Annotated in this window: 27 protein-coding genes; 22 read left to right on the forward strand and 5 right to left on the reverse strand. The window is 58.5% G+C overall.

What is annotated here, in order from left to right; genetic code table 11:
• Positions 1-43 precede the first annotated feature (43 nt).
• The 3 genes from ACR0KG_RS05005 to fsa all read right to left on the reverse strand — a co-directional run bounded on the left by ACR0KG_RS05005 (position 44) and on the right by fsa (position 2,521).
• Positions 44-964: a tyrosine recombinase XerC gene (locus ACR0KG_RS05005; protein ID WP_480826666.1), complete on the reverse strand. Its 921-nt coding sequence runs from the start codon at positions 962-964 to the stop codon at positions 44-46.
• Positions 961-1,668 carry a DUF484 family protein gene (locus ACR0KG_RS05010; protein WP_480546408.1) on the reverse strand — a complete coding sequence of 236 codons (708 nt, stop codon included), beginning with the start codon at positions 1,666-1,668 and terminating at the stop codon, positions 961-963. The genes ACR0KG_RS05005 and ACR0KG_RS05010 overlap by 4 nt, the downstream gene beginning before the upstream one ends.
• 199 nt (positions 1,669-1,867) lie before the next feature.
• The gene (gene fsa / locus ACR0KG_RS05015; protein WP_480546410.1) at positions 1,868-2,521 is read right to left on the reverse strand and encodes a fructose-6-phosphate aldolase; all 654 of its coding nucleotides are present in this window, start codon (positions 2,519-2,521) and stop codon (positions 1,868-1,870) included.
• Positions 2,522-2,609: 88 nt separating this feature from the next.
• On the opposite strand from fsa, the gene ACR0KG_RS05020 reads away from it, so the two are divergent.
• From ACR0KG_RS05020 to ACR0KG_RS05035, 4 genes are all read left to right on the forward strand, one after another.
• Positions 2,610-4,805 carry a primosomal protein N' gene (locus tag ACR0KG_RS05020; protein WP_480826667.1) on the forward strand — a complete coding sequence of 732 codons (2,196 nt, stop codon included), beginning with the start codon at positions 2,610-2,612 and terminating at the stop codon, positions 4,803-4,805.
• An 80-nt stretch (positions 4,806-4,885) separates the two neighbouring features.
• Positions 4,886-6,118, forward strand: a complete 1,233-nt coding sequence (locus ACR0KG_RS05025; protein WP_480826668.1) for an MFS transporter — start codon at positions 4,886-4,888, stop codon at positions 6,116-6,118.
• A gap of 66 nt (positions 6,119-6,184) precedes the next feature.
• On the forward strand, positions 6,185-7,063 hold the full coding sequence (locus tag ACR0KG_RS05030; protein ID WP_480826669.1) for a 50S ribosomal protein L11 methyltransferase: 879 nt from the start codon (positions 6,185-6,187) through the stop codon (positions 7,061-7,063).
• A 102-nt stretch (positions 7,064-7,165) separates the two neighbouring features.
• Positions 7,166-7,510, forward strand: a complete 345-nt coding sequence (locus ACR0KG_RS05035; RefSeq protein WP_480826670.1) for a hypothetical protein — start codon at positions 7,166-7,168, stop codon at positions 7,508-7,510.
• 111 nt (positions 7,511-7,621) lie between these two features.
• Here ACR0KG_RS05035 and ACR0KG_RS05040 read toward each other — a convergent pair whose 3' ends face one another.
• The gene (locus ACR0KG_RS05040) at positions 7,622-7,837 is read right to left on the reverse strand and encodes a DUF1127 domain-containing protein (RefSeq protein ID WP_480542002.1); all 216 of its coding nucleotides are present in this window, start codon (positions 7,835-7,837) and stop codon (positions 7,622-7,624) included.
• A gap of 343 nt (positions 7,838-8,180) precedes the next feature.
• On the opposite strand from ACR0KG_RS05040, the gene ruvC reads away from it, so the two are divergent.
• The 18 genes from ruvC (at position 8,181) to ACR0KG_RS05130 (ending at position 24,590) form a co-directional block, all read left to right on the forward strand.
• Positions 8,181-8,678, forward strand: coding sequence for a crossover junction endodeoxyribonuclease RuvC (ruvC, locus tag ACR0KG_RS05045; protein WP_353012451.1), 498 nt, complete (start codon positions 8,181-8,183; stop codon positions 8,676-8,678).
• Entirely contained in the window at positions 8,675-9,352 is a 678-nt protein-coding gene (gene ruvA / locus ACR0KG_RS05050; protein WP_480546420.1) for a Holliday junction branch migration protein RuvA, read from the forward strand. Before ruvC ends, ruvA begins: the two co-directional genes overlap by 4 nt.
• A 4-nt stretch (positions 9,353-9,356) precedes the next feature.
• Entirely contained in the window at positions 9,357-10,376 is a 1,020-nt protein-coding gene (gene ruvB / locus ACR0KG_RS05055; protein ID WP_170531051.1) for a Holliday junction branch migration DNA helicase RuvB, read from the forward strand.
• A gap of 64 nt (positions 10,377-10,440) precedes the next feature.
• Positions 10,441-11,064 carry a hypothetical protein gene (locus tag ACR0KG_RS05060; protein WP_480546422.1) on the forward strand — a complete coding sequence of 208 codons (624 nt, stop codon included), beginning with the start codon at positions 10,441-10,443 and terminating at the stop codon, positions 11,062-11,064.
• Positions 11,061-11,444, forward strand: coding sequence for a tol-pal system-associated acyl-CoA thioesterase (gene ybgC / locus ACR0KG_RS05065; protein WP_170531048.1), 384 nt, complete (start codon positions 11,061-11,063; stop codon positions 11,442-11,444). The genes ACR0KG_RS05060 and ybgC overlap by 4 nt, the downstream gene beginning before the upstream one ends.
• Before the next feature lie 111 nt (positions 11,445-11,555).
• Positions 11,556-12,251 carry a protein TolQ gene (gene tolQ / locus ACR0KG_RS05070; protein ID WP_353012465.1) on the forward strand — a complete coding sequence of 232 codons (696 nt, stop codon included), beginning with the start codon at positions 11,556-11,558 and terminating at the stop codon, positions 12,249-12,251.
• Between the two features lie 3 nt (positions 12,252-12,254).
• Positions 12,255-12,725, forward strand: coding sequence for a protein TolR (tolR, locus tag ACR0KG_RS05075; protein ID WP_480826671.1), 471 nt, complete (start codon positions 12,255-12,257; stop codon positions 12,723-12,725).
• A gap of 15 nt (positions 12,726-12,740) precedes the next feature.
• Complete coding sequence (locus ACR0KG_RS05080; protein WP_480826672.1) at positions 12,741-13,838, forward strand: energy transducer TonB; 1,098 nt, start codon at positions 12,741-12,743, stop codon at positions 13,836-13,838.
• The gene (gene tolB / locus ACR0KG_RS05085) at positions 13,835-15,154 is read left to right on the forward strand and encodes a Tol-Pal system beta propeller repeat protein TolB (RefSeq protein WP_480826673.1); all 1,320 of its coding nucleotides are present in this window, start codon (positions 13,835-13,837) and stop codon (positions 15,152-15,154) included. The genes ACR0KG_RS05080 and tolB overlap by 4 nt, the downstream gene beginning before the upstream one ends.
• 84 nt (positions 15,155-15,238) lie before the next feature.
• Entirely contained in the window at positions 15,239-15,745 is a 507-nt protein-coding gene (gene pal / locus ACR0KG_RS05090) for a peptidoglycan-associated lipoprotein Pal (protein ID WP_170531039.1), read from the forward strand.
• A 4-nt stretch (positions 15,746-15,749) separates the two neighbouring features.
• Entirely contained in the window at positions 15,750-16,574 is an 825-nt protein-coding gene (gene ybgF / locus ACR0KG_RS05095) for a tol-pal system protein YbgF (RefSeq protein WP_480826674.1), read from the forward strand.
• Positions 16,571-17,824 carry a tRNA lysidine(34) synthetase TilS gene (gene tilS / locus ACR0KG_RS05100; protein WP_480546430.1) on the forward strand — a complete coding sequence of 418 codons (1,254 nt, stop codon included), beginning with the start codon at positions 16,571-16,573 and terminating at the stop codon, positions 17,822-17,824. The genes ybgF and tilS overlap by 4 nt, the downstream gene beginning before the upstream one ends.
• A gap of 76 nt (positions 17,825-17,900) precedes the next feature.
• Positions 17,901-19,817, forward strand: coding sequence for an ATP-dependent zinc metalloprotease FtsH (ftsH, locus tag ACR0KG_RS05105; protein WP_353012480.1), 1,917 nt, complete (start codon positions 17,901-17,903; stop codon positions 19,815-19,817).
• A 93-nt stretch (positions 19,818-19,910) separates the two neighbouring features.
• Positions 19,911-20,486: an MOSC domain-containing protein gene (locus tag ACR0KG_RS05110; protein WP_480826675.1), complete on the forward strand. Its 576-nt coding sequence runs from the start codon at positions 19,911-19,913 to the stop codon at positions 20,484-20,486.
• A gap of 165 nt (positions 20,487-20,651) precedes the next feature.
• Positions 20,652-22,328 carry a formate--tetrahydrofolate ligase gene (locus ACR0KG_RS05115; protein WP_170531029.1) on the forward strand — a complete coding sequence of 559 codons (1,677 nt, stop codon included), beginning with the start codon at positions 20,652-20,654 and terminating at the stop codon, positions 22,326-22,328.
• Positions 22,329-22,386: 58 nt separating this feature from the next.
• A complete protein-coding gene (locus ACR0KG_RS05120) occupies positions 22,387-22,692 on the forward strand; it encodes a chorismate mutase (protein WP_480542022.1) in 306 nt (101 codons plus the stop codon).
• Positions 22,693-22,743: 51 nt separating this feature from the next.
• A complete protein-coding gene (gene folD / locus ACR0KG_RS05125; RefSeq protein WP_480546437.1) occupies positions 22,744-23,634 on the forward strand; it encodes a bifunctional methylenetetrahydrofolate dehydrogenase/methenyltetrahydrofolate cyclohydrolase FolD in 891 nt (296 codons plus the stop codon).
• 206 nt (positions 23,635-23,840) lie between these two features.
• Positions 23,841-24,590 (forward strand): LytTR family DNA-binding domain-containing protein, encoded by a 750-nt coding sequence (locus ACR0KG_RS05130; RefSeq protein WP_480546439.1) that lies wholly within the window; start codon positions 23,841-23,843, stop codon positions 24,588-24,590.
• Here the strand turns inward: ACR0KG_RS05130 and pdeM are convergent.
• Positions 24,587-25,255 (reverse strand): ligase-associated DNA damage response endonuclease PdeM, encoded by a 669-nt coding sequence (pdeM, locus tag ACR0KG_RS05135; protein WP_480542029.1) that lies wholly within the window; start codon positions 25,253-25,255, stop codon positions 24,587-24,589. The genes ACR0KG_RS05130 and pdeM overlap by 4 nt on opposite strands.
• Between the last annotated feature and the right edge of the window lie 18 nt (positions 25,256-25,273).

The raw sequence follows: 25,273 nt of genomic DNA on the forward strand, positions 1-25,273 counted from the left end.
CAGGTTGCGTGTCCTCCTGTCCAAGAAACCTGTTTCGTCAGTGTCAGGCCTTGGGATGCGCGCGGTTGTAGACCTCCATCAAGCGGGCGGTATCAACGGCTGTATAGGCTTGGGTCGTCGAAAGCGATGCGTGCCCCAAAAGTTCCTGAATGGCCCGAAGATCGCCGCCGGCAGACAGCAGATGCGTGGCAAAGCTGTGCCGCATGGCATGAGGTGTTGCCGTTGACGGCAGACCCAATTGCATCCGGGCTTTGGCCATCACCCCCTGAATGGCGCGCGGGTTCAATGCGCCACCGCGCACACCGCGGAACAGCGGTGCCTCGGACGATTGAGGATGCGGGCAGAGGCGGAGATACCGGTCAACAGCCTCACGCGCCGCAGGGATTACGGGGACGATGCGTTCTTTGCCACCCTTGCCGATGATGCGCAGGGTTTGCGGCAATGGGGTATCGGCCCCAGTCAGAGAAAGGGCCTCGGATATCCGCAAGCCGCAACCATAGAGTAGGGTGACAACCGCTACGTCTCTCGCGGCTACCCAATCCGATGTTGCCTGCAATTCGACAGTATCGATCATGGCCCGGGCTGCATCCTCGGCCAGGGGGCGCGGCAGCTTCTTGGTGAACTTGGGTGCACGGGTGGACAGGACGGCCGTGGGTTCGAACCCTTCCCGTTCGGCCAGCCACCGGTAAAAGCTTTTGACAGCCGAGAGTTTGCGCGCAAGCGACCGCGCGCCAACCCCATCCGCGCGCAGTTGTGCCATCCAGGCTCGCATATCCGAGATCGAGATGCGCTCAAGTGCGGCAAGCCCCTGACGATCCCCTTGATGGAGTGTCATGAAGGACAGAAAATCAGTGACATCGCCGCGATAGGCGGACTGGGTGTTGTCTGATCGCCCAGCCAGCGCGCCAAGGCTTTCCAGCCAATGCTGCAAGGCATCCCTGCACGCCGGTGAAATCAGGCTCACGACAGCCAGTGGCGCATCGAGCGTTCGAATACGCCTGCGAAGAAGGCCAAAAGATCAGTGCCAAGCTGTGGCGTGAAATGGCGCGGATCGGTGGCGCCTATCACGATCATGCCTGGCAGGCGGCCTGCACCCAGATCCAGCTTAAGGCACGCCTCGGACCGCAGATGGTCGGCGTCGCTACCAAAGATGCGTGGGTTGGGTTGACGGATTTCGCGCAAGGTGACATCGCGCACTGTGCTTCCGCGATCCTGCGAGAGGTATCTGTTGACGTAACCGGGTTCAACGACCGTCAGAACACCGCCCAGCGTGTCGATCGCGGGGTCGTCTTGCAGGATGGCGGTTTCCAAAACCAGAGTGATCTGATCGACACGCAGAATTTCGGGAACTTCGTTACCCAGGATGCGCAGAAAATCCTCGAACTCGACGGGTTCTAGGAGCCGCAGAATGGCGCGATGGATCTGATTGGTGCCGGCCAGGTTTTCATAGGCTGCCGCAATTACCGAACGATGCGTGTCTTCCAGCCGGTCCAACCGCGCTTCGAGCCGCTGCATGGCAATGCCACGCAAGTCGATCACGTTTTCACCGCGCGCTTGTTCATTGGCGCTGACCAATGCCTGCATCAGGTCTTTGTCATCCAGCAAGGCGTCTGGTTTGGCCAGAATCGCAGCGCGAAGGCTGTCTTCAAGTTTTGGGTTGCTGCTCATGTCCCGTCCGGTCGGTATTTTTTGTTTTGGCGGCTTATAGCATGACGAACCGGTTTTGCCTTGGGAAAAATACATCTTTTGGTGGAATAATTGGCCCGTGTGGCGAGCGCTCCCGCCTGTTTGGCGCTGATCAGAGATCAGCCCCGCACAGTTGGGCCGGGCGCGGTGCCTGTCGGCACCGCGCGGTTGTGCAAAAGGATCAGAGGATTTGCTGACCGGTTTTGGCCCAATCGGCGAGGAAGGTTTCAAGACCTTTGTCTGTCAGAGGATGATCGGCCAGTTTCTTGATCACGGTTGGCGGTGCAGTGATCACATCGGCCCCGATACGCGCGCTGTCGGTCACGTGGTTCACGGTGCGGATCGACGCCGCGAGGATTTCGGTCTCGAACCCATAGTTGTCATAGACCTGACGAATGTCGGCGATCAGGTCCATTCCGTCGAGGTTGATATCGTCCAGACGACCGATGAAGGGCGAGATGAAGGTTGCGCCTGCTTTGGCTGCCAGAATTGCTTGATTGGTCGAGAAACACAGGGTCACGTTGACCATCTGGCCTTCGTCGCTGAGGGTTTTACAGGTTTTCAGGCCGGCCCATGTCAGCGGTACTTTGACCGCGATGTTCGGTGCGATCTTGGCCAGCTTGCGGCCTTCGGCGATCATGTCGTCAGCCTCGGTGGCGACAACTTCGGCGGATACAGGGCCGTCGACCAGATCGCAGATTTCCTTGGTGACTTCCAGAATGTCGCGGCCTGATTTCAGGATCAGCGAAGGGTTGGTGGTGACGCCGTCAACCATGCCCAGGTCGTTCAGTTCGGCAATGGCGTCGATCTCGGCGGTATCTACGAAGAATTTCATGCGGGCAGTCCTTTGATGGGTTGGCCTTGGTCGCGGATGGCTTTACCTCAAAGAGACCCCTGCTGGAACCCCCTGCATAGGATATGCTGTGAGCGCTAACGAATTTTTCGACGAAGGAGAGCTGGTTGCGGTGCTGACCACGCAGCCGCTGGACCGTACGTTGGATTACAAAGCGCCCGAAGGTGGGTGCTTTTTAGGCGCGTTTGTCGAGGTGCCGCTGGGGCCACGCAAGGTTCTGGGCGTAGTTTGGGGGCCGGGACAGGGCGGGTTTGATCTGAACAAGGCGCGGTCCGTGATCCGGGTGCTTGAAGTTGCGCCCATGCGAGAAGAGATGCGGGTGTTTTTGGGAAAGGTGGCGGATTACACGCTAACACCGATGCCTGCGATGCTGCGCCTTGCAACCCGCGCGCCGGGCTTGGGTGATACGCCGTCGATGCGGAAGGTCTATCGCCTGGGTGTTGCCGAGCCGGATCGGATGACCGACGCTCGGGGCCGGGTGCTTGAGGTGTTGAAAGAATACGGCGGGCTGGCCTTCACGTTGAAAGAACTGGCCGAGCAGGCCGGGGTAACGACCTCTGTCGTCAAAGGGTTGGTCAAACTGGGCGCTGTTCGAGAAGAGGACAGCCCGCGTGACCTGCCCTATCCGCATCTGAACCCGGATTTGCCGAGCAAACAGCTTACGGACGACCAAGCCGCGGCGGTCGCCTCGTTGAAAGATGGTCAGCGCACAGGTGATTACGGCACTACTTTGCTGAAAGGCGTGACGGGTTCGGGCAAGACGGAGGTGTATCTGGAGGCCGTCGCAGAAACATTGCGCATGGGGCGGCAGGCTCTGGTGCTGCTGCCTGAGATTGCGCTGACCGCCGAATTCCTTACCCGCGTCGAGGCCCGGTTCGGCGCCCACCCTGCCGAATGGCATTCGGGTGCAACCATGACTGAACGACGCCGGGTCTGGCGCATGGTTGGTCAGGGTGATGCGCAACTGGTCGTGGGCGCGCGATCAGCTTTGTTTCTGCCCTTCCGCGATCTGGGGCTTGTTGTGGTCGATGAAGAGCACGACACATCCTATAAACAGGAAGACGGGGTGCACTATAGCGCCCGCGATATGGCGGTTTTGCGGTCCGCCATTTGCGGCGCGCGCGTGGTTTTGGCCAGCGCGACGCCCTCGCTAGAAAGCTGGGCAAATGCCGAGGCGGGCAAGTATGAAAGGTTGGACCTGACGTCCCGCTTTGGCGCGGCGATGCTGCCCGAAATGAGGTCAATTGATATGCGGGCCGAACCGCTGCAACCCAACAGCTGGATCTCACCGTCCTTGCGGCAGGCCGTGCAACAACGGATCGAGAATGGTGAACAGTCCCTGCTGTTCATAAACCGCCGCGGCTATGCGCCGGTCACCTTGTGCCGAGCTTGCGGCAGCCAAATTGCATGCGATCATTGCGATGCACGGATGGTGGAACATCGTTTTCTCAAACGCCTCATGTGCCATCAGTGTGGTGAGACCAAACCGATGCCCTACGTTTGTCCATCGTGCGGGGTCGAGGGCAAACTGGCGCCGGTGGGGCCGGGGATCGAACGGCTGGCGGAGGAGGCCGAAGCCACCTTTCCTGACGCCAACATCACCATGCTGAGTTCGGATCTTTTCGGATCGGCCCGGGCGTTGAAGGCAAAGATCGAGGAGATTGCCGCAGGGGAGGCGGATATCATCATCGGCACCCAACTGGTGGCCAAGGGGCATAACTTCCCCAAGCTGACATTGGTCGGTGTCATTGATGCAGACCTTAGCCTGCATGGGGCCGACCTGCGCGCCGCCGAGCGCACCTTTCAATTGATGCGACAGGTGGCGGGCCGAGCAGGGCGTGCGGATAAACCGGGGCAAGCCTTGTTGCAAACCTTTCAACCCGAACATCCGGTGATCCGGGCGATCTTGTCGGGGGACGAGGAAGGGTTCTGGAAAACCGAAGCCGCCGCGCGCCAAGCCGCAGGTGTACCGCCCTATGGGCGCATGGCGGGTATCGTCTTGTCCGGACCCGAGGTTGGTCCGGTGTTCGATATCGGCAATGCCATGGCCCGCAATGATGGGCCACTACGCGAGATCGGGGCGCAGGTCTATGGCCCGGCTCCGGCTCCAATAGCGCGTATTCGCGGACGTCACCGAGTGCGTCTGTTGGTTAAGGCCCCGAAAGGCGCTCCGATACAAGACGGTATCGCGCGCTGGATCGCGCCGCTGAGGCTGAAAGGTGATATTCGCCTGACGGTCGATATCGACCCGCAAAGTTTCTACTGATCTCTGCACCTGCGCAGACCCATTGTGCGCTCAATGCTTTCCTCTCGCCAAACCTGATAAATGGGCGTAGAGGGACTCTCATGCTGAAACCCATGCCCCTTGCCGAGGCGCAAAGCCTGCCATTCTGGCGTCGCCCCATCACGCTTTTGTTTGTGATGGCGATGACGATGCCGATTGCGTTCAATGGCTGGAGTGCCTTGCTGAACAATTTCGTCATCGAAGTGGCGAATTTTGATGGCGCAGATATCGGTCTACTGCACACGGTGCGCGAAATCCCAGGCTTTCTGGCGGTTGGCGTGATTGCGGTGATCATTTTCGTGCGTGAGCAAGTGTTGGCCATGATCTCGCTGATGATGCTGGGTGTGGCAACAGCGGTGACGGCATGGTTCCCCAGCCTGGGCGGGTTGCTATTCGTGACTTTGTTTAGCTCAATCGGCTTTCATTACTACGAAACGGTTAACCAGTCGCTTCAGCTGCAATGGTTGCCCAAGGATAGGGCCCCGCAGGTTCTGGGCTGGCTGGTGGCCATGGGATCGGCTGCAACGGCGGTGGTCTATGGGCTGATTGTGTTGACATGGGATCGGTTCGATCTGTCCTACAATACCGTGTTTTTGGCCGCCGGGGGTGTAACCGCATTGTTGGCCCTGTTCTGCTTGCTTGCGTATCCGCAGTTCGACGCGCCGACTCCTCAGACCAAAAAGCTTATTCTGCGCAAACGGTACTGGTTGTATTATGCGCTGCAATTCATGGCTGGGGCTCGACGTCAGATCTTTGTCGTCTTTGCGGGCTTCATGATGGTCGAGAAGTTCGGGTTTGAGGTGCACGAACTGACTAGCCTCTACCTGATCAATCTCGTCATCAACATGGCCGCCGCACCGATGCTGGGCAAGGCGGTGGCCACGTTTGGCGAGCGCCGCACGTTGATCTTCGAGTATGCCGGTCTCGCGATTGTCTTTGCAGCCTATGGCGGCATCTATTGGTTTGGCTGGGGCGTTTTGCTGGCGGCGATCCTGTACGTGATCGACCATGTTCTGTTTGCTTTGGCGCTGGCTTTGAAAACCTATTTCCAAAAGATTGCGGACCCGGCGGATATCGCTCCAACAGCTGCAGTGGCCTTCACCATCAACCATATTGCGGCGGTGTTCCTGCCTGCGCTGCTGGGCCTGCTTTGGGTCGTGTCGCCCGGTGCCGTCTTTGGTCTGGCGGCTGCGATGGCGATGATCTCGCTGCTGCTATCGCTGCTCATCCCGCGCCATCCTGAGCCAGGGAACGAAACCATCCTGTCCAAATACGCCGCGGCCCCTGCTGAATGAGCGCCTATGCTTGACCTTGGCGGGCCCAAGCCATAGGCGCTGTCTCAACCAAGACAGGAGGTCCCCATGCCCACATTCACCGCGTTAACGACGCTGACAGGCAAAACTGCCGCCGAAGGTCTGGGTGAGGCGATGGAGCGTTTGGACCCGGAACCCACCGGTGTTGGTGTGTTTGAGGTCGAAGACGGTTCGGGCCTATGGGAAGTCGGGGGCTATTTTACCGAAGCACCCGATGAAACCGCCTTGGCGGTGCTGGCGGCTGCCTTTGAGGCCAAGCCCTTTGTTGTCTCGGAGCTTCCCGAAACCGATTGGGTCGCCCATGTGCGCCGTGAGTTGGCCCCGGTTGAAGCGGGCCGCTTCTTTGTCTACGGCAGCCACGATGCCGACAAACTGCCCGAGGATCGGATTCCCTTGCTTATCGAGGCCGCAATGGCGTTTGGCACAGGCCATCACGGCTCCACGCTTGGGTGTTTGAAAGCGCTGGATCGTTTGCTGGATGACGGCTTCAGCGCTACAAAGGTTGCCGATATCGGATGTGGCACCGCCGTTCTGGCCATGGCCGCAGCACGTGTGTGGGATGGCGAGATTCTGGCCAGCGACATTGATCAGGTGGCGGTTGATGTGGCCGAGGCCAACCTGAAGGCCAATGGCATGGCCGGAGCCGTTCGCTGTGTCGAGGCGGCGGGGTTTGATCATCCTGAGCTTAAATCTGCCGCGCCTTATGACCTGATATTTGCGAATATCCTCAAGGGCCCGCTGGTGGCCTTGTCACCGGAAATTTCCGCGAATCTCTGTACGGGGGGATACGCAATTCTGTCGGGAATCCTCAATGAACAGGCTGATGATGTCGTGTCTGTTTATTCCCAGAATGGATTTAATCTGACTAATCGAAGTGAGATTGGTGAATGGACGACGCTAATCTTAAGTAAACAGGGCCCAATTTAGACCATTTGCAGGAGTTTTGTGGATTTTTGCCACGGTTTTGTCGCATTCTCTACTTACCGTTTTTTGATCAACTCGATGGGGGGCGGTTTTGTGGAGGCTGCCATGACGACAAAACAACTGGAATTTAGTCAGCGCGTACATCGCCTGAACAAGAAGCATCACAAGATGAGCCGAGGCTATCGCGCGACGATGCGCAAGGATGGCTTGGTTGTTATGAAACCACAGCGTGTTCGATCAGCTGTTCCGGCTAAAGTGTTAGTCTTTTGCTTGCTTGGCTTTTTCGGGTTCAAAGCATTCCTGCTCTCTAGTCTCGGGCCGACAGGCTATCAGTTTCGGATCGATAGCCTGAATCAGGGTACATCGGTTGAACAGGCTGGTGCCTGGGTCATGCAGATCGATCCCTTGTCCGAAGCGCTGGCGATTCAGTTGAACAAAGTTCTCTACTGATACAGTTCGGTTTTAGACGTCCAGAATAGAAAAACACCGCGCGCTGATCAGCACGCGGTGTTTTCTGTTTGCCCCATAGGGAGGAGAAGGGGCAGTTATGTTGTCGTCGTCTTAACGGCGGCCTTCGGCGATCATATCGATGTCGCCACGGCACAGGCCGATATCTTCCAACTCGCGGTCCGTCAGGCCAGTCAGCGCTTTGCGTGTTGCGCGGGCGTCGTTCCATTCAGCAACGACATTGAATGCCGATGCAAAAAGCGCGCCGATACGGCCAACGAGGCCGAACGAGCCAGTGGTGGCGATGCGGGTGGTGTCCAGTGCAGCCATATCCTGTTTCCTTCTGGTTTGTGTTTCATATCGATCTTGCGATCTGCCGGGCATTTAGTGCTGCCAAATCGCCTGCACAAGATCATTTTTTGCATATTTCCTATGCAATAATTGCAAGCCTCATCTTCAACATGTTTAAGCCGTAATTCGCTTAAATTATTGGTTAATTCGCGTTCATAAACTGGTCGAAAACAGATTATTCGAAGTCGCAATCGACGCGTGGTGTCGTTGGCAGGACAAAGCTGTCGGTTTTTGTCCATGGACCAATTCGCTTGGAAAATGTTCACGCTTCGTGCTAGGCGTTGAAAAAAGATCACATAACCCGAGCAGGCCGAGGCACAACATGCGAATTTTGGGCATTGATCCGGGGTTGAGAACCTTGGGATGGGGCGTCATCGAATCGCATGGCAGCCGCCTGAGCCATGTTGCGAACGGGTTATGCAAATCAGATGGCGACGATCTGGGTGAGCGGCTGCTGTCGTTGCATAACCAGATTGTCGAAGTGATTGCCGAGCATCAGCCGGATCAGGCTGCCATTGAACAGACTTTTGTGAACAAGGACGGGGCAGGGACCCTTAAGCTGGGCCAAGCGCGGGGTGTGGCGCTGTTGACGTTGGCTCAGGCGGGTTTGCCGGTGGGGGAATACGCGCCCAACCGGGTCAAGAAGACCGTGGTTGGTGTTGGCCATGCCGAGAAGGAGCAGGTTTTGCACATGGTCAAACTGCAACTGCCCGGCTGTTCACCAAAAGGCGCAGATGCGGCGGATGCGCTGGCGATTGCGATTTGTCATGCGTATTACGGCAAGACGCAGCAATCGCGGTTGAAAGAGGTCGGGGCATGATCGGTAAGCTGACAGGGCGTTTGGACTATCGCGCAGCGGATCATGTCCTGATCGATGTGCGTGGGGTCGGTTACATTGTCTATTGCTCCGACCGAACCATGGCAGCCCTACCGGGGGTGGGTGAGGCGGTCTCGATCTACACCGATATGGTCGTGCGCGAGGACCTGATGCAGCTCTATGGGTTCCTATCTCTGGTCGAAAAGGAGTGGCACCGGTTGCTCTGCTCGGTTCAGGGCGTTGGGGCGAAGGTATCCTTGGCTATTCTGTCGGCGCTTGGTCCCGATGGGGTCAGCCGCGCGATTGCCCTGGGCGATTGGGCGGCAGTGAAAGCAGCCAAGGGCGTTGGACCGAAGACTGCGCAGCGAATTGTATTAGATCTCAAAGACAAGGCCCCGGGCGTCATGGCCATGGGCGGCACGGTAACCGAGGCGATGGATGGCCCCGCGCTTGAGGTGGTTGAACTGACTGAACCCGCCCCTGCGCCGAAACGCGTGGCGAAACCGGCCTCGGGGTCAGCAGCGGCATCTGCGGGCGCGCTGTCTGCGCTGTCAAATCTGGGCTATGGCCCGTCCGAGGCCGCCTCGGCCGTGGCCGAAGCGGCGGCGAGCCTGCCGGAAGCGAGTGAGGCTGAATTGATCCGCGCAGCACTGAAATTGCTGGCACCAAAGGGCTGAGTGAATGGTAGACGCTGATCCCACCCTGCGCCCCGACCCTCTGCCCGAGGATAATGACCGCGCATTGCGCCCGCAGGGTTTGGACGAGTTCATCGGGCAAGCCGAGGCACGCGCTAACCTGCGCATCTTCATCCAATCGGCCAAGCAGCGGGGTGAGGCGATGGATCATACGTTGTTCCATGGCCCTCCGGGCTTAGGGAAAACCACGCTGGCTCAGATCATGGCGCGTGAGTTGGGCGTAAACTTTCGCATGACATCCGGCCCGGTTCTGGCCAAAGCAGGTGACTTGGCGGCGATCCTGACCAATCTGGAATCGCGCGATGTGCTGTTCATCGACGAGATACACCGTCTGAACCCGGCGGTTGAAGAAGTGCTCTATCCCGCGATGGAGGATTTTGAGCTGGATCTGGTCATTGGCGAGGGCCCGGCGGCCCGTACAGTGCGGATCGAGTTGCAGCCGTTCACGCTTGTCGGAGCGACCACGCGGATGGGGCTTCTGACAACGCCGCTACGCGACCGTTTTGGTATTCCAACAAGGTTGCAGTTTTATACTGTGGATGAGTTGCATGAGATCGTCACCCGCAACGCCCGCAAACTTGGTGCTCCGGCGGATGATGATGGCGCGCGCGAGATTGCGCGCCGGTCACGCGGGACACCCCGGATCGCTGGGCGGTTACTGCGCCGGGTGGTCGATTTTGCAATCGTCGAAGGGGACGGCCGGATCACGCGGGAACTGGCCGATGGAGCATTGACGCGTTTGGGGGTCGATAATCTGGGGCTGGATGGGGCCGACCGGCGGTATCTGAAGCTGATTGCTGAGAATTATGCGGGCGGTCCGGTTGGTATCGAAACGCTCTCGGCTGCGCTGTCAGAGAGCCGGGATTCGCTGGAAGAGGTGATCGAGCCCTATCTGTTGCAGCAAGGTTTGATCCAACGCACGCCGCGTGGGCGGATGTTGGCGCAAAAAGCGTGGACACATCTTGGAATTGCCCCGCCTCGCGGCCAGAGCGATCTGTTTGGTTGAAGCGACGCACTTAAGATTTTATGCCTCTCAGTGAGAGTATTTTCAGAAAGACAAAGGGCTGGGCGTGACTCCGGACGAGATCGAAGCGCTGTTTACCCGTGAGAGCGGTGAGTTTCTGTTTGCGCGCTGGGGGCGACCCGTCGTGCCCATCGTATTTGGGGTTGAGGATGAAACCCTGTCCACTGTCAAAGGCGCGTTTGAGGCGGTTGTGACGTTGGCCGGTCACAAGATGGCTGAAACCGACCCGGAACTGGGTGCCAATTGCATGGTGTTCTTTTTCCGCGACTGGCAGGAACTGCTTGAGGTGCCGGATCTGGATCGTCTGATCCCTGACCTCGGGCCATTGGTCGACCGGTTGTTGGCCGCTGAGGCCAATCAATACCGGATATTCCGGTTCGAAGAGGATGGCGCGATCCGCGCCGCGTTTGTTTTCCTTCGCATGGATAAGGAATTGTCCAAGGTGCCTGCGGAAACCCTTGCGCTTAGTCAGGTGGTGCAGACGATCCTGTTGTGGTCGGATACCGCGTTTCGGGCGCAATCGCCGCTGGCAATTACGGCAGGGGCCACGATCCTGCGGCCGGATATTGCTGCACTGATCCGCGCCGCGTATGACCCGATTTTGCCGGGGTCGGCGCAGGATGCCTCGCATGCTTTACGTCTGTTTGCCCGGTTGGAGACATTGCAATGAAACACACCTACCCGGTTCGCGTGTATTATGAAGACACCGATATGGGCGGCGTCGTCTATCACGCAAATTACCTGCGATATATCGAGCGCGCCCGCTCCGATTGGGTGCGAAAACTGGGCAATGACCAGAATGCGATGCGGGAACAGGGCATTGTTTGGGTCGTACGGCGCGTCGAGGCGGACTATCTGGCCGCAGCGCGGTTCGAGGATGAGCTGGTTGTGGAAACCGAGATGGTTTCGCTCTCTGGCGCACGGCTGACCATGTCGCAGCTGGTGAAACGGGGTGAGACCGAGATTTTCCGGGCTGAGGTTACCGCGGTGTGCATGAATGCGCAGGGCAAGCCCGTGCGCCTTCCGGCAGAGATTCGCGCATTGATGTAACAATTTGTGGACCTGGGGTGGTTCTGTTGGCTTTTCAGCCCCAACTGCGATAGCGTTTGGCAAAACAAGGCCAAATCAACGGCCATTCAGGCAAAAACAAAGAGCAGGTTCATGGAAGCTGAAACGCTGGCGCTGGCGCAGGAGATCGATTTCTCCATGTGGGGGCTGTATGCCCGCGCGACCTTTATCGTCAAACTGGTGATGTTGATGCTGATCGCGGCATCGATCTGGTCCTGGGGCATTATCATCCAAAAACTCATCAACTATCGCGCGGCTCGGCGCGAAGCGCAGGTGTTTGATGAACATTTCTGGTCTGGCAACCCGTTGGATGAGCTGTTCGAGCAGATCGGCTCGCAGCCTGACGGCAGTTCCGAGAAGATATTCGCCGCCGGAATGATCGAATGGCGCAGATCGCATCGCACCGATGGCGGGTTGATCGCAGGCGCAACGGCCCGGATTGATCGATCGATGGATGTCGCCATCGCAAAGGAGGCGGAGACCTTGCAGAAAGGGCTGCCTATTCTGGCGACCGTCGGCTCGACCGCGCCGTTCATAGGTCTGTTCGGTACGGTCTGGGGCATCATGAACGCCTTTATCGAGATTGCCGAGCAGCAGAACACCAACCTTGCCGTTGTCGCTCCCGGCATTGCCGAGGCGTTGTTGGCGACCGGTCTAGGCCTGTTGGCCGCGATCCCGGCGGTGATTTTTTACAACAAGCTCAGTGCCGATAGCGATCGGATCGTTGGCGGTTACGAGGCCTTTGCAGATGAATTCGCCACTATCCTGTCGCGTCAGTTGGACGGCTGAGCGATGGGCGCGGCGGTTCAGCAGAACTCTGGCAGCAATGGGCGCAGACGCGGACGGCGGCGTGGTCGCGCACAACCGATGGCCGAGATCAACGTGACGCCTTTTGTAGATGTCATGCTGGTGCTGCTGATCATCTTCATGGTGGCAGCGCCTCTGCTGACCGTCGGGGTGCCTGTCGATCTGCCCAAGACTGCCGCAAGCGCTTTGCCCGACGACAGTGAAGAACCGCTGACCGTCACGCTGACTGCTGATGGCCGTATACAAATTCAGACCACCGATATTCAGCGCGAGGAATTGATCGGAAGGCTACGTGCCATCGCAGCCGAGCGCAGCAGCGATCGGGTCTTTCTGCGCGCTGACGGAGCAATCCCCTATGCGCAGGTGATGCAGGTGATGGGCGCGTTGAATGCGGGCGGGTTTTCGAATGTGGGTCTTGTGACGGATACCGGCGGGCCGACGCTGGACGATGGGTAAAGGTGGGGTCGCGCGGTGGATACCGGCACCAAAATCTCGGCGATTGCGCATGTCGGGCTAATCAGCTGGGCGCTGTTCGGTGGCACCTTCCGGTCCGAACCTTTGCCGATGGCTGTGCAGGATGTGTCCGTGATTTCGGCTGAGGACTTTGTAGCGATGACCGCGCAGACCAACGCGCCCGAAGTGCCGACCTCACCGGGTACATTGGAACAGCCGCCAGAGCCCGAGACCGAGGCCAACGCGCCCGAGGTGACACCCGAAGAACAACCGCGCCCCGAGCCCGTAACGCCATCTGAGCCCGAGCCCGAGGCTCAACCAGAAACGGTTGAAGTTCCGCCAGAACCGGAACTGCCAGAAGAGCCTCCGACACTGACGGACCCGGAAACGACCGCTTTGGTTGCGCCTCCGGGCCCCGAGGCACAGCCCAGCCCGTCTGAGCGGATCGCACCCGAACCCGTCGCGCCACCACCGCCCGAGGCGAAGCCGGATGAGGTGGAAACGCCCCCCGTTTCTTCGGATGATGGCGCAGAAACCCAACAGGAACAGCAGGATCAAACCGCTCCGGAAGAGGCTGCGCCTGAAATTGTGACCGAGGCCGAAGAGACCGATGAGCAAGCACCGCTGACGTCGCCACGTCCGCGTGTACGACCCAATCGTCCAGCCACTGCGCCCGAACCAGAGGTGGCGGAAACTCCGGAACCGACCCCTGAGGCGCCAGCGCAGAACAATGATGATGCCATCAACGACGCGCTGGCCGAGGCTTTGTCCGAACCCGCCGCACCATCCGGCCCGCCGCTGACCAGCGGTGAAAAGGATGCGATGCGTGTGGCCGTATCGCAATGCTGGAATGTCGGCTCGTTGTCGACGGATGCGTTGAACGTCGTTGTTGTGGTTGGGTTTTCACTCAATCGTGATGGAACGGTTGTAGGCGGAAGTGTTCGCTTGCTGGACAGCTCTGGCGGGTCGGCGGGGGCTGAAAATCAGGCTTATCAGGCCGCAAGACGGGCAATTTTGCGCTGTGGTGCGCGTGGATACGATCTGCCTGCTGACAAATACGATCAGTGGCAGGATATTGAGATTACCTTCAATCCCGAGAGGATGCGGATCAAATGATGAAACTTCTGACCAGCCTCGTCCTTGGTCTGACCGTGATGTCGGCCCCGGTTTACGCACAGAGCGGCCCCCTGCGTCTGGAGATCGACGAAGGGATCATCGAGCCGATGCCCTTTGCGGTTCCGAATTTTGTGCCTGATGGGCCATCCGCGACGCAATACGCCGCCGATCTTTCCCGCGTCGTCGCGGCGGACCTGACTGGAACGGGGCTGTTCCGCGAAATCTCCTCGGACGCATTCATCAGCCGCGTCAGCAGCTTTGATGCACCGGTGCAGTTTGCCGATTGGAAAGCGATCAATGCGCAGGCACTGATAACCGGGGCGGTCAATGTCGCGGGTAAGCGGCTGACGGTACGGTTCCGGGTCTGGGATGTGTTCTCAGGTCAAGAACTGGGCAACGGGCTGCAGCTGGCCGGAACCACCGATGGGTGGCGGCGCATGGCGCATAAGGTTGCGGATCAGGTCTATAGCCGGATTACGGGCGAAGGTGGATATTTCGACAGTCGCGTGGCGTTTGTCTCGGAAAGCGGCCCTAAAAACCAGCGTCTGAAACGTCTGGCGATCATGGATTATGATGGGGCAAATGTTCAGTACCTGACCGACAGTTCCGCGATCGTTTTGGCCCCGCGCTTTTCGCCCACCGGGGATCGGTTGCTATACACCAGCTATGAAACAGGCAGCCCGCGTATCTACGTGCTGGATGTGGGAAGCGTGAGGCGTCAGGAGTTGAATACCCAGGGTGGCACCATGAGTTTCTCGCCCCGCTTCTCACCGGATGGAAGGTCAATTGTCTATTCGCTGATCCAGGGCGGTAACACCGACCTTTGGAAGATGGATCTGGCCTCTGGGCAAAGTACGCGGCTTACCAATACGCCAGCGATTGAAACCGCGCCCAGCTATTCACCAGACGGCAGCCAGATCGTGTTTGAAAGCGACCGTTCGGGAACACCACAACTCTATGTCATGCCCGCAAATGGGGGCGAGGCAACGCGGATCAGCTTTGGTCAGGGCCGCTATGGCACGCCCGTCTGGTCGCCGCGCGGAGATTTGATCGCGTTCACCAAGCAAAACAAAGGCCGGTTCCATATCGGTGTGATGCGCACCAACGGGGACGAAGAACGCCTGCTCACATCGTCCTTCCTGGACGAAGGGCCAACATGGTCCCCGAACGGGAGGGTTATCATGTTCACCCGGGAGACACAGGGTGCAAGCGGTCGGGCGACGCTCTACTCAGTGGATATTTCGGGGCGGAACCTGCGTCCAGTGCGAACACCGGACGGTGGCAGCGACCCGTCATGGGGTCCGTTACAGAATTGATCGCTGCAGACGTGCGGGAACGTTCACAAGAAACCGCCCCTGTGGTAGACAGGCGGCAACGAACAAAACAACGAGGCACTTGAGATGAACATATTGGGCAAAATCCTGGCGCTGGGCGCGCTGAGCGTGGTTGCAGCTTGCGCAAACAATGATCCTTCGGCTCTGGGCGGTGGCGGTCCCGGTGGCAGCGGTTCGATTGTCGCGGGGTCACCCAGTGATCCGCGCTCGCCTGCGTATTTCCAGCAAACGGTTGGCGATCGCGTCTTGTTTGCAGTGGATCAGTCGACCCTATCGCCGCAAGCTCAGACGGTTCTACAAGGGCAGGCCGAGTGGTTGATGGCGAACCCTGACTATGTGGCCACGATCGAAGGCCATGCGGATGAGCAGGGCACGCGCGAATATAACCTCGCACTGGGTGCACGCCGCGCCAATGCAGCGCGTGAGTTCCTGATTTCGCGTGGGGTGGCGGGCAACCGACTGACCACTGTCAGCTATGGCAAAGAGCGCCCGATTGAAATTTGTAGCACCGAGGAATGCTATTCCAAGAACCGCCGTGCGGTAACAGTGCTGACCGGTTCAACCTTGGGGTAAGACGATGAGACTTGCAGGATGGGTTTTGGCCGCAGTTGTCGCAACAGCGGGCGTGGCGCAAGCGCAGGATCAGCAGACGCTGGCGGATATCCGGCAGGAGCTGACTGTGCTGCATGTGGAGATACAGCGCTTGAAGCGCGAGTTTTCCACCACCGGCTCTCCGGCGCCGAACCTTTCCGGCAGTTCTGTCCTTGAACGCGTCGACGCGATTGAGGCCGAGCTACAACGCCTGACGCGTCAGACTGAGCAATTGAACCAGCGGGTGCAAAACATTGTGACCGATGGCACCAACCGGATCGGGGATCTTGAATTCCGCCTTTGTGAGTTGGAGGCCAATTGTGAAATCTCTGGCGAACCAACTAGTACACTGGGTGGCGAAGACACCGGTTCGGGCACGGCGGTGATAACACCTGCCACACCTCCTGCGACCGAGCAGGCAGAACTCGCCGTTGGCGAGCAGGCGGATTTCAACGATGCGTCGCAAGCGCTGGCCGATGGTGATTTCCAGACCGCCGCGACCAAGTTTGCGCAGTTCGATACATCCTATCCCGGCAGCCCTTTGGCGCCCGAGGCGCATTTGAAACGCGGGCAAGCGCTAGAAGGTTTGGGTGACACGCGCGAAGCGGCACGCGCCTTTCTTGCCAGCTTCACCGGCGATTCCGAAGGGGCGGTTGCGCCCGAGGCGTTGTATGAGCTCGGCGCGGCGCTGGGCCGTCTGGGTCAAACCGATCAGGCCTGTATCACCCTCAGTGAGGTCGGCGTTCGGTTCCCTTCCTCTGGTCCCGCGTCAAATGCCACACAGGAAATGGCCTCACTGGGGTGTTCTTGAACCGGACCCCGAACAGCCTCACATCCGATATTCGCGCCCGGCTGCCTGAACGGCTGCCGCCACGTTTGGGTATTGCTGTTTCGGGCGGTGGCGACTCGGTGGCATTGATGCACCTCCTCGCTGAAATCGCCGCAGATGAAGGGACTGAGCTATGTGCAGCCACGGTTGACCATGGCTTGCGACCAGAAGCGGCCGAAGAGGCCCAAATTGTAGCGCGGCAGGCGGCTGGACTGGGGCTGAAACACGACATCCTGAAGTGGCAAGGTTGGGACGGCTCAGGCAATCTGCAGGATCAAGCGCGGCAGGCGCGGTATGCATTGCTGGCCCAATGGGCGCATGCAAATAGTATCCCTGCGATTGCGTTGGGTCATACTGCGGATGATCAGGCAGAAACGGTGCTGATGCGGCTGGCCCGTTCCGCAGGGGTGACAGGCCTTGCAGCGATGCCAAATTCGCATGCCTGGGCGGGTATCACCATTCTGCGCCCGATGCTTGGGATCACCCGCCATAGCTTGCGTGACTATCTATCGGATAAGGGGCTGAACTGGATCGAGGATCCATCGAATCAGGACAAAAGATTTGACCGGATCAAAGCCCGAAAAGCACTTGCTGACCTGTCTCCGCTGGGGATCACGCCCGAAACCTTGTCGCGCGTCGCCAGCAACCTTGCCCAAGCGCGTGAGGCGCTGGACCTGTTTACGCAGGAATCCGCCCGCAAGGTCGCGGTTGCTATCGATGGGGATGTTCGTGTGGATCGGGCCGCGTTCCAAACCTTGCCAGCCGAGATCAAGCGTCGACTGCTTGTCGGTATCCTCGGCTGGATTTCAGGGCCAGGATATCCCCCGCGTCAGTCCGCTGTGGACCAAGCCGTAGAAGCGCTGGACAATGGGGAAGCGGGATCGCTAAGCGGGTGTTTGCTGGCGCCTCAAGCCGCGAACACTTGGATTTGCAGAGAGTTTCAGGCCGTTGCCAACCTGAAAGCGCCCCCCGACGCGCGCTGGGATGGGCGCTGGGTTCTGTCCGGGCCGGGGACCAACGGATTTGAAATCCGTGCGCTGGGTGAGGCCGGGCTTGCCTCGGTTCCCGATTGGCGTGCAACGGGGCGTCCGCGCCTTGCATTACAATCCTCACCAGCGATCTGGCACGGTGATGAATTGCAGGCGGCGCCTTTGGCAGGCTTTCCCAATGGCTGGAGCGCAGAACTCGCACCGGAATGGCCCGAGTTTTACGCGTCGTTTTTATCGCATTGAACCTGCGCCAATCCTCTCTATTTTAAGAAGCAACCCGGCAAATACCCGTTTGCCGAAATCTTTTGGGAGAATTTCCTTGGGCAACGCTCGCAATATCGCCTTCTGGGTCGTTCTGTTCTTGCTGATCCTTGCACTGTTCAATTTGTTCAGCGGACCGGGCGGAACACTTCAGAGCAATGAACGCACCTACTCCGACTTTGTCAGCGCCGTACAGAACGGTGAAGTCAAGAACGTAACACTGGATGGTGAGCAGATCCGCTACACCACCGAAACCGGCGGAACCTACGTGACGATCAAACCCGGCGATGCCGAGGTCACCAAGCTGCTGATTGACGAGAACATCCCGGTGCGCGCTGAGAAACAACAGCAGTCGGGCTTTCAATCGTTCCTGATCACGCTGCTGCCCTTCCTTCTGCTGATCGGTGTCTGGGTCTATTTCATGAATCGAATGCAAGGCGGTGGCAAAGGCGGCGCGATGGGCTTTGGCAAGTCCAAGGCCAAGATGCTGACCGAAAAGCATGGCCGCGTGACGTTTGACGACGTCGCAGGCATTGACGAGGCCAAGGAAGAGCTGGAAGAGATCGTTGAATTCCTGCGCAACCCGCAGAAGTTCTCGCGCCTCGGCGGTAAGATCCCGAAGGGCGCTCTTCTGGTTGGCCCTCCGGGTACTGGTAAAACGCTGCTGGCCCGTGCGATTGCGGGTGAGGCGGGCGTGCCGTTCTTCACTATCTCGGGCTCTGACTTCGTTGAGATGTTCGTGGGTGTCGGTGCATCTCGTGTCCGTGACATGTTCGAACAGGCGAAGAAGAACGCGCCCTGTATTGTGTTCATTGACGAGATCGACGCTGTGGGCCGCCATCGTGGTGCCGGTTATGGCGGTGGTAACGACGAACGCGAACAGACGCTAAACCAATTGCTGGTCGAGATGGACGGGTTCGAGGCCAATGAAGGTGTGATCATTCTGGCCGCGACTAACCGTAAGGACGTGCTGGACCCCGCGCTGCTGCGTCCGGGCCGTTTCGACCGGAACGTTACTGTTGGGAACCCCGACATCAAAGGCCGCGAAAAGATCTTGGGCGTGCATGCGCGTAAGACACCTCTGGGTCCCGATGTTGATCTGCGCATCATTGCACGTGGTACTCCGGGATTCTCAGGTGCCGATCTGGCAAACCTTGTGAACGAGGCCGCTTTGATGGCCGCTCGCGTGGGTCGTCGCTTTGTCACCATGGAGGATTTCGAGAACGCCAAAGACAAGGTGATGATGGGGGCCGAGCGCCGCTCGATGGTGCTGACCCAGGACCAGAAGGAAAAGACCGCGTATCACGAGGCCGGTCACGCCGTCGTCGGCCTGGAATTGCCTTTGTGCGATCCGGTCTACAAGGCGACGATTATACCGCGCGGTGGTGCGCTGGGTATGGTTGTTTCGCTGCCGGAAATGGACCGTCTGAACTATCACCGGGATGAATGTGAACAAAAGCTGGCGATGACTATGGCCGGTAAAGCTGCCGAGGTCATCAAATACGGTGAAGACCATGTCTCGAACGGCCCCGCGGGCGACATCATGCAGGCCAGTCAGCTAGCACGCGCGATGGTGATGCGTTGGGGTATGTCCGACAAGGTCGGCAATATTGACTATGCCGAAGCGCATGAGGGGTACTCGGGCAATACAGCCGGATTCTCGGTGTCCGCGCATACCAAAGAGCTGATCGAGGAAGAAGTGAAGCGTCTGATCCAGCAGGGATATGAGCACGCTTACAAAATCCTGACCGACAAGAACGAGGCGTGGGAGCGTCTGGCCCAGGGTCTGCTGGAATACGAAACCCTAACCGGGGACGAGATCAAGCGCGTCATGAATGGCGAGCCGCCCAGCGAAAGCGACGACGAGGGCGATAAGCCGGATGAGGGCAGCGCGCCGAGCGTTACGGCGATCCCCAAGACCAAAGCCAAGAAATCTCCACCCGAAGGTGGGATGGAGCCTGAACCAACCGCATAAACAGAAAACCCGGAGCCCGCCTCCGGGTTTTTTCTTTCCATCGCTGCACGCATGCGCATTATGCGCGCGTGGCACGATAGAGAAGGATAGCCCATGCCGTTTTTGCGCGAAACAGAGTATTCAGCCGAGGTGCTCTGGTTAGGGTATGTCCCTGCAGGGGCATCTTTGCGTGCACAGGCCGTCGAAGCGCTGAGGCTTGAATTTGAGGGTGTTCAGGGTGAGCGCCATGAAGGGCTCAATCGCGCATCCTGTGTTCGGGTTGGAAACCTTTATCCAAAGGGGACTAAAATCCGAAATGTGCGTCAGCTGTCGATTTTGTCTGTTGAAGAACTGGACGAGATCGCCGCCGAGATGAGGCTTGATCAGTTGGATCCGTCTTATCTGGGCGCTTCGATTGTCCTCAAGGGAATCCCTGACTTTTCGCATATTCCACCTTCGTCCCGGCTAAAGGGCGACGGTGATGTAACGCTCACAGTCGATATGGAGAACGCCCCCTGCATCTTGCCGGGGCGTGAGATTGAAGCGGAGCACGCCGGCCACGGGGCAGGGTTCAAGCCTGCTGCGAAAGGGCGTCGCGGGGTGACTGCCTGGGTCGAGCGGCCCGGTGAGTTACGCATTGGCGACAGGATGAAACTGTTTGTTCCCGATCAACCGATTTGGGCGCCATAGGTGGCCAGGGTTTCCGATTAGAAACGGTGAAGTCGATCTAACGCCGTTTCGCGGCATGAATATGTCGGAATCCATAGCCACTGGATTTGTACACAACGGTATGGGTTGCTCAGCATCGGCGCGCCGCGCCGTATTTGCACGGCATTCAATCAGGGACCCTGCCCAATGAGCTACAAATCCGACATCGAAATCGCGCGCGAAGCGAACAAGAAGCCGATCCAGGAAATCGGTGCCAAGATAGGCATCGACTCTGCGGATCTTCTGCCTTACGGCCACGACAAAGCCAAAGTCAGCCAAGACTTCATCAACTCGGTGCAGGGCCGTGAAGACGGCAAGCTGATCCTGGTCACTGCGATCAACCCGACCCCGGCGGGTGAGGGCAAGACCACCACCACGGTCGGTCTGGGTGACGGTCTGAACCGCATTGGCAAGAACGCGATGATCTGTATCCGCGAAGCCTCGCTTGGCCCGAACTTTGGGATGAAGGGCGGCGCTGCAGGTGGCGGCTACGCTCAGGTCGTTCCGATGGAAGAGATGAACCTGCACTTTACGGGTGACTTCCACGCCATCACCTCGGCCCATTCGCTGCTGTCGGCGATGATTGACAACCATATCTATTGGGGCAACGAGTGCGATATCGACATCCGTCGCGTTGCATGGCGTCGCGTGGTCGACATGAACGACCGTGCGCTGCGTCAGATCACTGCTTCGCTGGGTGGCGTGTCGAACGGCTTCCCGCGTGAAGCAGGCTTTGACATCACCGTTGCGTCCGAAGTTATGGCGATCCTTTGCCTGGCGAACGACCTGAAAGACCTGGAAAAGCGTCTGGGCGACATCATCGTGGCTTACCGCCGCGATAAAACCCCGGTCTACTGCCGCGACATCAAGGCCGAAGGCGCAATGACCGTTCTGCTGAAAGACGCAATGCAGCCGAACCTAGTACAGACGCTGGAAAACAACCCGGCCTTTGTGCATGGCGGCCCGTTTGCAAACATTGCACACGGCTGTAACTCGGTCATCGCGACCAAAACTGCTCTGAAAGTTGCTGACTATGTCGTGACCGAAGCGGGCTTTGGTGCCGATCTGGGTGCCGAAAAGTTCATGAACATCAAGTGCCGCAAGGCGGGCATCGCTCCGTCGGCTGTGGTTCTGGTTGCCACCGTGCGCGCGATGAAGATGAACGGCGGCGTTGCCAAAGCCGATCTGGGCGCCGAGAACGTGGATGCGGTTCAGTCTGGCTGTGCCAACCTCGGCCGTCACATCGAGAACGTGAAGTCCTTTGGCGTACCGGTTGTTGTCGCCATCAACCATTTTGTCACCGACACCGACGCCGAAGTTGAAGCGGTCAAGAGCTACTGCGCCGAGCATGGCGTTGAGGCGGTTCTGTCGCGTCACTGGGAACTGGGCTCGGAAGGCTCGGCGCCTCTGGCTGAGAAAGTTGTCGAAATCGTTGAAGGTGGCAGCGCGAATTTCGCGCCGATCTACCCCGACGATATGCCTCTGTTCGAGAAAGTCGAAACCATCGCCAAGCGCATCTATCGCGCAGACGAGGTGCTGGCTGACAACAAGATCCGCAACCAGCTGAAGGAATGGGAAGCCGCAGGTTATGGCAACCTGCCGGTCTGCATGGCCAAGACTCAGTATTCCTTCTCGACCGACCCAACCCTGCGCGGCGCGCCCACCGGCCATTCGGTTCCGGTGCGCGAGGTTCGTCTGTCGGCTGGTGCAGGTTTCATTGTGGTAGTCTGCGGCGAGATCATGACCATGCCTGGCCTGCCGCGCAAACCTGCGGCCGAGACCATCTGCCTTAACGACGCAGGTGAGATCGAGGGCTTGTTCTAAGCGCCTGAATGATACATCTCGTGGTCTGGGGATACCCCCGGGCCATGAGGAGAGAAACATGCCCACTCTGATACCGCCGCAAGACTGTCGCTCGATGCAGGAATTGCGGCCTCAGATCGACAAGCTGGACCGCCAATTGATCGAATTGTTGGTAACGCGCGCAGGCTATATTGACCGTGCGTCTCAGCTGAAACCCGGCGAGGGGCTGCCCGCCCGTATCCCGGATCGCGTCGAAGAGGTGGTGCAGCGTGTGCGCAAGAGCTCGGATGAATTGGGCATGGACCCCGATCTTGCTGAAAAGCTTTGGCGCATTTTGATTGATTGGTCGATTGCCCGCGAAGAACGCGTGATCGGCGCTGACTGACCAAACAGGCGCCTTGTGCGCCTGATCCGTTTTGGAAGAGGGGATTGAAGAATGGTAGCCCAGGTTATCGACGGTAAAGCCTTTGCAGCAAAAGTACGCGCGCAGGTGGCTGATCAAGTTGCAAAGCTGAAGGAAGAAAACGGCATCACACCCGGTCTGGCCGTGGTGTTGGTGGGCGAAGACCCGGCGAGTCAGGTCTATGTGCGTTCGAAAGGAAAGCAGACCGTTGAGGTCGGCATGAACTCGTACGAGCACAAGCTGGACGCCGACACATCCGAAGACGACCTGCTGGCGCTGATCGACAAGCTGAACACCGATCCGGCTGTGCATGGCATTCTGGTGCAGTTGCCGCTGCCCAAGCATCTGAACGAAGACCTCGTGATCAATTCGATTGATCCGGCCAAGGATGTGGATGGGTTCCATATCTCGAATGTGGGTCTGCTGGGCACCGGCCAGAAGTCGATGGTGCCGTGCACCCCGCTGGGATGCCTGATGATGCTGCGCGACCACCATGGCTCGCTGTCCGGTATGGATGCGGTTGTGATCGGGCGGTCGAACATCGTTGGCAAGCCGATGGCACAGCTGCTGCTGGGCGACAGCTGTACCGTGACCATCGCGCACAGCCGCACCAAGGATCTACCCGATGTCGTGCGATGCGCCGACATCGTTGTGGCCGCCGTTGGCCGCCCTGAAATGGTGCCGGGCGATTGGATCAAGGAAGGTGCCACCGTGATCGACGTTGGCATCAACAGGATCGAACGCGATGGCAAGAATAAGCTGGTTGGCGATGTGGATTATGCGAGCGCGGCCGAGCGTGCAGGTGCAATCACCCCAGTTCCCGGTGGCGTAGGGCCCATGACGATCTCCTGCCTGCTGGCCAACACGCTGACGGCATGCTGCCGTGCAAATAGTCTGCCCGAACCCGAAGGCCTTACCGCATAATTCTGCGTTCTGGAACTGAACCAGAATCAGCTAGCTTAAGATACGATTTACCGCGCCCGCATGACCACGGGCGCGGTATTTTTTTGAAAAGCTTTCCTTGTGAAGTAAATCGTGATAAATATTATTTTCCAGATGGTTACTAAGTTAGTCTGCATCTTTGCCAATATGTCTGATGTTGATTTGGCGCGGTGCATCTGAAGATAAGTATGAATACCGAAGTCAGTGAACTCAAAACGGCCCTTACCCCTCAGCGCATGTGCGCCGCGTTCATTTTTCTTCCGTTACTGTCATATGCCTTCCCCCCCTTCATGGATGCTGATGTTCCCTATGGATTGCGCCTGTTGTTTTGGGTCGGAGTTATGGCAATCGCGTTGGGCGCGATCTGGGCAACCCGGGTGCTTTTGCGAGACAAGCTGATACTATTGAAACTGCCGCTGCGCGATTTGGCTTTCGCGGCGGTGATCCTGGTGTTTCTAACACCGCTGTTGTGGCTGCTGGCTTGGGGTCTGTTTACATATACCGGAAAGATGGTGCCCGAGGTTAAATCGGTTGCAGCGTATGGCGTGCTGTTTGCCACAGGCCTTGTGCTTGTGCGTCGCGGTGATCTTCATGCCGATAGCATGGGGGGGGCCAAGCCGCCGGAATTGCCGCGCTTGTCAAAACGCTTGCCTGAAGGGTTTGAGGGTCAGATCTACCGACTGACAGTCCGGGATCACAACGTGGATGTTGTTACCTCAGAAGGCGTGTTTTCGATCAGATCACGTTTTACAGACGCTATTGCCGAGATGGAGCCTGTTCCGGGCCACTGCTCTCACCGCTCACACTGGGTCACAGATGCATCCATTGCGGGCGTTGAAAAGACCGGCAGTAAAACCTTCCTACGCTTGGTCAATGGTGATCTGGTACCGGTCAGCCGCAAATATAAGCCGATGCTGGAAGAAGACGGGCTGATCTAGGCCGTGCGCGGCATCGGGATCATCTGCGGGTTTGGCCCGGTCAATATGGCCATAGCGTCGCTCTGCATCAGGTCCGACAGAACGTGCTCGGAACTGCGTAATCCGCCTGTGTAGGTGCCATAGGCTGGCAGAATAAGCCGATTTTGATCCACCAAGAACGCCGGGCGAGAGATTGATCTACCCCGGATCGATAGGCGCGCCTTTGGGTGAAAATGCCCAGAGACTTCGCCCTTGGCATTTGCCTCGGCGATATGGCGAAACACCAGAGGGCCTTTGACCCATTCCGCCAGATGCGTGCCGCCCAGTTCGATAGGGCCGGGATCGTGGTTGCCTTCTATCCAGATCCATTTCCGACCGGCCTGCAGCCTGGTGATCTGCAGTTTCTCGGACGCTGCCAAGGCGTTTGAGGCATCAAGGTCATCGAAGCTGTCGCCCAGGCACAAAACTGTTTCAGCACCTGACGCATCCAGATCAGCCGAAAGCCGATCCAGCGTTTCGCGGCCGTCATAGGGGGGCAGGGTCAATCCGCTGCGCCGTGCCAGCCGCTCGGACTTGCCCAGATGCAGGTCCGAGACACACAGCATCCGCTGATCGGCCCACCAAAGTGCGCCAGAGGGAAGGGCACGCAGCGCCTGACCGCAAAACAGAAAATCCAAGCCGTTCATGATACGTTCTTTGCCTGT

The sequence above is a fragment of the Ruegeria sp. H4 genome (assembly GCF_056533065.1).